Annotated in this window: 7 protein-coding genes; 4 read left to right on the forward strand and 3 right to left on the reverse strand. The window is 58.0% G+C overall.

The features are described 5' to 3' along the window. The first annotated feature begins 22 nt into the window (after positions 1–22). Positions 23–1,090 carry a hypothetical protein gene (locus tag VWY60_RS01075; protein ID WP_416592454.1) on the forward strand — a complete coding sequence of 356 codons (1,068 nt, stop codon included), beginning with the start codon at positions 23–25 and terminating at the stop codon, positions 1,088–1,090. 458 nt (positions 1,091–1,548) lie between these two features. On the opposite strand, the gene VWY60_RS01080 is transcribed toward VWY60_RS01075, so the two are convergent. After that, positions 1,549–4,629, reverse strand: a complete 3,081-nt coding sequence (locus VWY60_RS01080; RefSeq protein WP_416592405.1) for an AAA family ATPase — start codon at positions 4,627–4,629, stop codon at positions 1,549–1,551. Beyond that, positions 4,626–5,762, reverse strand: a complete 1,137-nt coding sequence (locus VWY60_RS01085; RefSeq protein WP_416592406.1) for an exonuclease SbcCD subunit D — start codon at positions 5,760–5,762, stop codon at positions 4,626–4,628. The genes VWY60_RS01080 and VWY60_RS01085 overlap by 4 nt, the downstream gene beginning before the upstream one ends. A gap of 71 nt (positions 5,763–5,833) precedes the next feature. On the opposite strand from VWY60_RS01085, the gene VWY60_RS01090 reads away from it, so the two are divergent. From VWY60_RS01090 to VWY60_RS01100, 3 genes are read left to right on the forward strand one after another with little or no spacing between them, the layout of a single operon-like run. Then, positions 5,834–6,652, forward strand: coding sequence for a WYL domain-containing protein (locus VWY60_RS01090; protein ID WP_416592407.1), 819 nt, complete (start codon positions 5,834–5,836; stop codon positions 6,650–6,652). Then, the gene (locus VWY60_RS01095; protein ID WP_416592408.1) at positions 6,642–6,896 is read left to right on the forward strand and encodes a WGR domain-containing protein; all 255 of its coding nucleotides are present in this window, start codon (positions 6,642–6,644) and stop codon (positions 6,894–6,896) included. Before VWY60_RS01090 ends, VWY60_RS01095 begins: the two co-directional genes overlap by 11 nt. Position 6,897: 1 nt before the next feature. After that, positions 6,898–7,377: a hypothetical protein gene (locus VWY60_RS01100; RefSeq protein ID WP_416592409.1), complete on the forward strand. Its 480-nt coding sequence runs from the start codon at positions 6,898–6,900 to the stop codon at positions 7,375–7,377. An 85-nt stretch (positions 7,378–7,462) separates the two neighbouring features. Here the strand turns inward: VWY60_RS01100 and brxL are convergent, their stop codons facing one another. Then, positions 7,463–9,571 carry a BREX system Lon protease-like protein BrxL gene (gene brxL, locus VWY60_RS01105; protein ID WP_416592410.1) on the reverse strand — a complete coding sequence of 703 codons (2,109 nt, stop codon included), beginning with the start codon at positions 9,569–9,571 and terminating at the stop codon, positions 7,463–7,465. Positions 9,572–9,574: the final 3 nt, after the last annotated feature.

Below are 9,574 nucleotides of genomic sequence, written 5' to 3' on the forward strand. Positions count from 1 at the left end.
AAAAAAACAGTATTTTGCACATATGAAACCCCAAGCATCCGCCTTCACTGATGATTTCGACGAGCCACTCATCACCATCGAGGAGGATGAAGAGGCTAACGAAGAGGATCTCTGGTTTCTGCCTGGGCCACTCGAAGAAGAACCGGATGATTTGCCTCCTGGGCCACGGGCGGAACCGCCCGACACTGCTGTCATCGACGACTGGGCAAAGGCAGAGGGGGTTCACGCTGCGCGACTGGCAAGAGTGGCTGGACGCCTGGGAGCTCTGGATGACCGACTGCTGCGTGGCCCGGAAGGTTGGCGGCATCGGCTCGCGCTGATCGAGGCGGCGGATCTTAGCTGGTTCGCAGGAGATCGGGTGAGTGCTGATCGTCTGGCGCTCTGGGTATCGATGCGGCTCTCGGGCGCACAGGATGACCCAAATGCCCTGGCAAGAGTTGGATGGGCTGTTCGGCGACTGACAGGCGGTCCTGGACCAAAAGGTGACTTGGCCGCCTTCCTGGATCGCCGCGATCCCGACAGCATTGAAGACAGCGCTGAGCGTTTCGAAGATCGCGCGGGCGGATGGTTGGACGTAATGGCAGCCGCGGCCGATCTCCACCCAATCACGCGGGCTTGCATGGGCTTTCATCTCTGGAACCTGGCGGGCCTCGGACAGCACGGCGACCAGATGGAAGCCGCCGTCACCGCGTCTAGGATCGCGGCCAGTGACGGAAGCGGCGCCATTTTCGCACCGCTCGCTATGGGCGGGGCAGGGGGGCTGCGTGCATCGGGCTTGCCGCCCGAACGTTTGGCCCGCTGGCTGGATGGGATGAACAGCGCAATTCTAACGGCGATGCGCCATCTAGATGGCACCCAAACATGGAGTGTTCGGGCGGATGGAGCCATGTCTCAGCTTTCGGGCAGAACTCCGGCCGCTCTTCGATCTGTGTTGACAGAGTGGCCTTTGGTGTCGGCCCCAATGGCGGAGGCCCTAACAGGCGCAAGTCGCGCGGCTGTTCAAAGGAACCTCGCATGGATGGAAGAGCGAGGCCTGATCCGAGAAGTGACGCAACAAGGACGATTCAGGATGTGGCGGATCAAGGACTAGACCGTTGTGATCAGATCCAGCGACAGGGACTTTCTCGGTTCATTGAGGGAGGAGCGCTTGCCGCCAATGCTTACGTTCATCGATGTCGCCAAAGGGTGGTTTGAATATCGACCCAGGTGTCTTGGTCAGAATCGCTCTGTGTGATCCGGCAACGAGCTACGGCAGCCTTTCGAAAAGATCCGGTGTGTCCTCGTCGCGCCGCCTGCTCAGACCCTCGCCAAGATGCAGACAAGGGTGCTTAACTTGTGTCAGGCCTTTGCCGCCCTCAAAATGGACCCACCCTCCTCTGGGCATGCCCACGCTTACGATCAGCGCCCCACATATTGGACAAGTCCGCCTGAACGATGCGCCCCTCTTGCTTTCACGATCGCCCCGAACTGCCCAACCGCCGCGGACGGATACCGTGCGCCCTGACGACAGACGGCGGGTGTGTGCCTTCCGGTAATACCAGCGGTCCGTCATCCCATACCCGTTCTTTCCTCGACCCGGCTGCCGCTTGGGGTCGAGCGCACGTAAAAGCCTTGTGGAATAGCCTCCTGCACCAGCCCGACGTGCGAGATCAGGCCGACGGCCCGGCTGCCCTCTGTCAGCGCAGCAAGAACTTGGATCACCTGATCCAACGTGCCCGCCCCATTCTCGGTGTCGAGGCTCCCGAAGCCTTCATCGATAAAAATTGTGTCCATCCGGATCTTGCCCGAAAGGCTCTCGACCACATCAGCTAGCCCAAGCGCGAGGGCCAGTGCCGCGATAAAGGTTTCGCCGCCTGACAGCGTTGCTGTCGGGCGCGCCTTGCCGGTGTTGATGTCGAAGACCTCGATTTCAAGCCCACGCTTGCCGCGACCGCCAGATGCCTCGACCCCACGCGTTAGCCGGTAGCGACCACGCGTCATAGGGTCGAGCCTCATATTCGCCGCCTCGAGAACCTGGTCGAACATTGCTCCGATCGCGAAGGTCTCGAGTGTCATCTTGAAATCGTTCTTGCCGTTAGCCAGATCGGCCAGCCCCCGGAGCGGACCAGTCTCGGTTTCTAGCCGCTCGGTTTCGGTCAGAGCCGCGGCAAGCGATTCCTTGAATTTGGTCAGCGACGATACATCCGTTCTCGCTGTGGCAAGTGCAGCGTTGGCCGCGTTCAAGGTCTGGGTGGCGTCTGCCAAAGCCAGCTGAAGCGGGGCAAGATCCGGGCGTTCACGATCTGCGCAAGCGGCTGTGGCGTTCTGCAATGTCGTGCGAGCCGCGATCAGGCCCTCACGATGATCGGATACCGTCTTCTGGTCGGCATCGAGGGTCGGGAAATGCGCCTTGCAAGCATCATATCCCGCTTTACCCAGCCCGACCTCGGCAAGCCGAGCACCAAAATCATCTTGCGCCTTTTTTACGCGCTGTTGCTGCGCGTCGCGCGCCCGCTTTGCTGCTTCAAGCTGCTCTTGCGCACGGGTGAGCATTTCACTGGCGGCTCGGTCCTGTTGCGTCGCCACTTCCAGCGCCTCGGACAGTTGCCTTTGCTCTCTCTGTAAAGCCTCCCGGCGAGCGACAACCGCCTCGGGCGTGCGCAGACTTTCCGGCAGGGCCTCGATCACTGTGTCCAGCTTGGCACGCGCGCCGGCAAGATCGGTCTCGGCCTTTCCCGCAGCGGTGCGCGCCGTAGCCTCGGCAGCTTCAGCCTCAGTCAGTTTCAGCTTGAGTTGGGCCAACTGCTCCGTCACCGCGTCTAAATCGACCGCTTCTCCAAGCGCGGCGACGTCGCCTTCAAGCCGTGCGATTTCAGCTTCGAGTTCCACCAACGTGCGCTCAGGACTTTCCTGTTCCTCCAGCGTCCGCTTCTTTTCGTCGAGCCGCATTCGAAAATTGCCGAGTTCGCTTTCGGCCCGAACTCTGGCTTCGGAGGCGGTTCTCGCCAGAACCTGCGCGCTCCGAAACGCTTCGGTCAAACCAGATTGTTCGGGCGTACCATGGGCAGGCGCGGGATGATCATGGGAACCACAGACAGGGCAGGGCGCTCCTTCGATCAACTTTTCGGCCAGAATGATCGCTTGCGTGCGCGAAAGCCGTGCCTCGGCTTCTAGCAAGCCCGCGTCAGCGGCTCGTGCAGCGTCAGTTCTTGTCGCCAGTTCGCTCGATGCCTCATCGACATTTCGTTGAGCATCCGCGACAGCTTCTTGCGCCTTAGCATACGCCGCAGCCTTGACCCTTTCTCGGTTGGCCTCGGCCAGCTCACCGGTCAGCTGGCCTCGCTCCGTTTCGGTCTTTCGCGCTTGATCAAGCGCCAGATCGGTCGCATCGCGCTGAGACTTGAGCTTCTCTCGGGCATCTATGGCCTCGGTCAGAGCCTTCTTCGCTGAAGCTTCGTCCTTCGCAGCGTCGTCAAACGCGCTTCTAAGAGCCGATGCCTGACCGACCTGGTTCTCGATCGCCTCCAACCTTGTCAGGTCAGCCTGAACTTGCTGCCGCCGGTCCTCACCCGACTGTGCCTCAACAAGTTTTTTTCCCGCCACTTCCTTCGCGTCATTGGCGATGTCTAGTTCCGCCTCGACCTTTGTGACAGCCTCCACCGCATTCCGGCTTTCCTGCTCCGCATCGCGCAAAGCCGTCTCAAGATCACGGGCCTGCATGGCATTCCGGACAGCCTCAATCCGCTTGGCCAGTTCTTCGACCTCGCCCGTTTTCTTTTCTAGATCATCGACAGCCCGCTGTGCCGTATCGACAGCAGAAAATGCCTTTTCGATTTGCTCGCCTTCGGTCAGAGCTTTGCGCGCGGCTTCGTTGGCCATCTCCGCGCCGCGCTGAATGCCCTGCTTTTCTTCGACTTCGGCTTCGGCTGTGGCAATTCCGAGTTCCAGCGCTTCGGCGCTTTCGAAGCCACGTTCCTCGAGTCGAGCCACGTAGAGAGCCCGCTGGTCGCGCAACGATCGTTCTGCCTCTGAGGCTTCTTCCTTCAGCCGTGCGGCGAGATCGCGATAGATCTTCACGTCGAAGAGATCCCGTAATATCTCGACCCGCGCATCCGTTTTTGCGGCCAGGAACGTCTCGAACTTACCTTGCGGTAAGAGCACGATCTGTCGAAACTGATCTGCCCCGTAGCCAAGCAGCGCCTCGACTTGCTGCCCTACTAGCGAGACCTTCTTTTCCGCAATGACACGGCCAGACTGACTCGGACCAAGAGTGTCCACCGGAATCCCGGTGACGTCGAATAACGAGGCTTCCGCCGCGTCCTCAGTGGTCCCTTCACCGCGTGCCTTCGGACGTTCCTGCGCCGGACGACGACGGATCAGGTAGGTCTTGGCGCCCAGCTCAAAGACAAATTCGACTTCGGTAGGTAGATCCGCCGCGGCGTGATCCGAGCGTAGTGAACGTGGTTCCTGATCAGTCTTGGTCGGCGCCCCGAATAGCGCGAAGGACATCGCCGAAAACAGCGTCGACTTTCCCGCGCCGGTCTGACCATAAATTCCAAACAGACCCGTCTCCAGCGCGGACCGGAAATCGACTACCTCGATTGTCGCAAATGGCCCGAAGGCTTGAAGCGATAGGCGAATGGGTCTCATGTCTGATCCACCCCGGAGGCTACTGTGTGGAGCTTTTCCGCGACGATCGCGACTTCGGTGGCGTTTGGTTCCCGGCCGCGCACAACCTTCACGAAGTCGCCAATCATCTCGATCGGCGTGACCGCGGCCCGCCCGCTGCCGAGCGCCTTGGTCTCCGGTGCGCACGCCTGCCGGGCATAGGCCAGATGGCAAGCATTGGGATAGGTCGCGCGTAGCCGTTTCATCGGATCGATCAGAGGGTTTTCATCCGTCAGGATAGCCTGGATGAAATCGTCAGACGGCGTTCCTTCCAGAAGATCCGAGAATGCCCCGGTAAGCGAGCGAACCTGCCGGATCGGTCGGAACGGTACGATGCGGATCTCGACCCCTTCAGCTTTCAGATCGACGACAGTCATGGATTTTTCGTTTCCCGCCTCGTCGAAACCGAAAGCAAGCGGTGCGCCGGAGTACCGAATATGGCTCGCGCCCACTTCCTGCGGCTTGTGCAAATGCCCCAGTGCAACATAGTCTGCCCCATCGAAGACATTGGCGGGAACAGTTTCTATGCCTCCGACTCGCGTCAGGGCGCGCTCGGTCTCGCCGACCGCACCCCCCGCGACGAAAGCATGAGCCACGACGACCCAACGCGCTCCATCAGGCACCTGCCTCCTCGCCGCAGCGATCTGGGCGGCAACTACCTCCGCCGGCGCATTAATGCTTTCATCCCCGAACACCTCGCGTGCGGCGTATTCATAGGAAAAGGGCAGTGCGGAAAAGGCGACCTCGCCCTGCGCGTCATACAGCACCAACGGCGCTTCAACCGCATCGGCAATCCCGCGCACCAGCACACGAGACGCGGTGGAAAAGACAGACATAGCCTCGATCCTGTCGCCAGAATCGTGGTTTCCAGAGATCATCACCACAGCGGCTTCGGTCTCCTCTGCTACACGCTTGAGGAAGCGATTGAACTGCCGGATCGATGAATTGGGCGGAGAGGCACGGTCAAAAACGTCCCCCGCGATGACAAGAACATCGGCTCGTTCGACCACAAGCGTTTCAAGGATCTGACCCAGGATAACCTCATGATCCTCCTCGAGGCTCAACCCCATGAACTGGCGCCCCAGGTGCAGATCTGCCGTATGAAGTAGTCTCATGTCGCACCGTCAGTTAATACACATGTAAAAACTATATGGACAATGGTAGGGAGTCAAGGTATCCTTCCCCAATGCCCTTCGAAGACCTCAAACACGCCCAGCGTGCGCGCCTAGAGCACCTCGACAGATTGTTTTTCTGGGACGGGGCAGCGACTCGCGCTTCTTTGACCAAGCGTTTTGGTATTTCGAATGCACAGGCCGCTCTCGATTTTCGGGCTTACCTCGCCGAAGCGCCAAAAGACGCACTGCACTATGATGCGTCGTCGCGCCAATACCTTGCCCATGACAGCTTTGAACGGCTCAGTGGCAAGGCGTCCTCGATGGAATTGGAGCAACTCTTGGTCGGCGCACAATCTCCCGCATTCGATAGATTGCCAGATTTGCAACGCACTCAGGACTTGCGTGTTTTAAGGCCGCTCTACCGTGCCTTCAGGGCCAAAGAGGCAACGAGGATCGTTTATCAATCGATGCGAGATCCTGAACCGATGACTCGCTGGATTGCACCTGTTCGGTTCGCTTCTGATGGCGTTAGGCTTCACGTACGAGCCTGGTGTTTTGAACGTGAGGGTTTCCGTGACTTCCATCCTGCTCGCATTGACCCGGATCAGTCGTTCGCAATAACCAAACCAGCTGGTGCGGTACCCCGAGATGACGATTGGTTCACCTGGGCCATCCTGAAACTTAAGCCGCATTCAAGATTGACTGAGGCGCAGCAACGCGTGGTCCGCATTGAATTTGGGTTCACCTCAGACGTGCTTGAGGCCAGAACCCGGAAAGCACTTGAGTTCTACACGATACGCCGATGGGGTCTTGAGCAAAAGGAGCCTCGTCTAGAACGGGTCTCTATCGACTATATTCCGATGAGCGAGGAGGAGATCGATGCAAATTGATATGCGTCGCATAGATCCCTCCCTCAACATGAACCGGTTCTATTCCGTGGGGCTGACCAAAGACCTGTTTGGCCAACACGGCGTCCACCGACAGTGGGGCCGCTTTGGTACTTGGGGGCGGCATTGCCACGATTGGTACTGGACACAAACCGAGGCTGAGACTGCCTTTTCTGATATAGTCAAACAGAAGCTGGCGCGCGGTTACCTGATCAAACTGCCTGCGTCAGAGGGCGAGGGAGTCTGAAATGCCATCGTTTGGGAAATGGTCGCAACAAGGTGTTCCTAAGAAAGGCTGGACTTGCATCGGATTTGAGGACCTTGGTGAACCCTCCACCCAATGTGAAATGTGCGAAAACCAGGACATCCGGTATGTTCACCAGATGCAGCACCCCGACTATCCGAATATTCTGGAGTGCGGTTGTGTTTGTGCCGGTAAGATGGAGGAAGACTACGCGGCCGCGTCCAAACGGGAATCTGATAGTAAGAATTTGGCTCAAAGGCGAGGGCGCTGGCTGACACGAAAATGGAAAATCTCGCAAAGTGGAAATCATTACCTGAAAACGGACGGGTTCCACATTGTAGTCTTTCCGAAAGACAGCGGATGGAGCGGAAAGATCACCCGGTTAAGCACTGGGGTCTCAACTCAGGCCCGCCGCCTCTACGATACCCAAGATAAGGCGAAGCTTGGTGCCTTTGATGGCATGATCTGGCTAAAAAGCCACTAAGGGGTCTGTCGGTTTGCCAATGGTTTCCTGCATGCCTTGAGTGGCTTGATCGAGTTGTCATCTTTATCAATGCGAAACATACGCCTTACCCCTCACCATTTCGCACATAGGTCACGTAGAAGCCCTTGATAATTCGGTGCTCTTGCAAACGGTCCCCAAGTGAAAACCCATCCTTTCTGATGGGTGCTTGGAAAATATCGAGACCGCGATCCAGCACGATTTTCCAGCCGGTGTCGGTAACGATATCGCGCGCATGCGCGGTCCCTGTGCCATCAAAGGCCCATGTGAACGCAACGCCAGAGCCGACGCAGGCGTCTGCGATTGAATCCAGCAATTCACGTTGTTTTGCAACGTTACCATCATCAGGACCGGTTACGAGATGAACGCTGATCTGGTCCTCGGGCGACTTGCGCCGAATGACCATTTCAACGAATTCCATCATGTTTCGGATTTGGTAGAAGAACCGCACATAGGGGTCCGTCACGATAATCTTGGATGCGCCCGCAATGTATGGGCCAAAGAGGCGATCGTAACTAATCCCCTTGCGATCCTCAGTGAAGACGTGATGCCCTTCTTCCAGAGCAGGTTTTACGTCTGTCTTGGCCGCAAGAATGGGCTCTGCCGCGGTGCCGGAAGCTGATCCCGCTCCACCAGCGTCCGAAGCGGCATCGCCACCAACAGTCGACGTCTCGGTCTGTTCCTGTTCCTTGGGATCCAGCGCTGGCTTGAGATAGTAGAACTGCGGGTATTCTTCTTCCTCGACCGTTGTTACACGCCGCTTGGTGCCGTCGGATCCGAGGTAGTAAAAATCGACCTCGGGATAGGTGCTGTCGATGCGAGCTAGCTGGTCTTTCACGCGCTTGCGGCTTTCCATGGCAAGCCGAAGTAGTTCTTCGACATCTTCCGCTGTCTCGCCGCCATTTGGGAAGATCAGCTTTAGAAGCCCGGACATGGTCTTGTAGATTGCATCCCGATCTCGCGTCGAAATTTTCTCGCTGATCTTGAAATGCAGGTCTGGCCGATGTGAAAAATCCTCCTGGCGCAGGTGACGTAAGATTTCGGCCAGATAGTCGACAATGAAGCCGTACCCCTTGGTGAACATCTCGCTGCGGATCACGTCGATTTCCCAGCCGGGCAAATAGGCATGCAGGCGGTCGATGAAGGCCGAGTCATGGAACTGGGGTGGCAGTGCCTCAAAGAGGTCGCTGTTTTTTAGCATGAAAGGCACATTGTGGTCGGTGTTGCCGACGAAGGCGAAACTGGCCTCCGCCCCCATGGGGTTCACGCCCCTGGAGAAGGTTTTGTTGGCCATGTAGTTTTTCATGATGTCGACGAGAGCCTTGTTCGCGGTCTTTTCACGACCGGCAAACTCATCGAAGGCCACGACGTCCCAGTAGCCTACAAGGCCAATGCGCCCGTTCGAGTTGTTCACGAAGAGTTTCGGGATCGATACCTCACCGCCAGAGATCAGCTGGCCATGCGGGGAGAACTCGGAGTAGATGTGCGACTTGCCCGTCCCTTTGGGCCCAAGCTCGATGATGTTGTAGTTACGCTCCACGAAGGGAATCAGGCGCATGAGCTGCAACAGCTTGGCACGACGCCCAAAGGCTTCCGGGCTGAAGCCGATACTCTGCATCAGCAGGTCGATCCAATCGTCAGTGCCGAAATTCTCACGCGCTGCGCGGTAACTCTCATAGTCGACCTTGGCGATCTGAATGGGCTTGATGGTTTCGAGGATCCAGGGCGAGATGCGGGCATCCTCGGAAAACTCGTATTGCACATCCGCGATGCACCAGACGCCCGTCACAAGAAGCTTGGGGTGCGCCTTGATCGTGCCGCTGTCGACCGCGACCTTCTTGATGCCGAGGTTGTCGAAGGTGGCTTCATAGCTGTCGGTCTTCTCATTCAGCGACACGCTGATCTGGTCGATGACCTTGTAGCGCCCCTTTTCCTTGATCGTCGACTGAATGAGCCCGGCTTCGCTACGGTGGACGTAATGCTTGCGCAGGATTTCTTTGACGGTTTCGATGCCCGTGGCGATCGATGCTTCGTCATCGGTGGCGCAATACTGGCCGAGGAGGTACTCGAGCACATAGGTTGGAACAATGGCGTTTCCCTTGACCGCCTTGACCAAGTCCTTGCGCACGACGAAACCCGCGAAGTGTTCATTGATCCTGGCGTCGAGATCACTCATGGG

Origin of the sequence: Phaeobacter sp. JH20_26 (genome assembly GCF_048056275.1) — a bacterium.
GTDB classification, from domain to species: Bacteria; Pseudomonadota; Alphaproteobacteria; order Rhodobacterales; family Rhodobacteraceae; genus Phaeobacter; species Phaeobacter bryozoorum.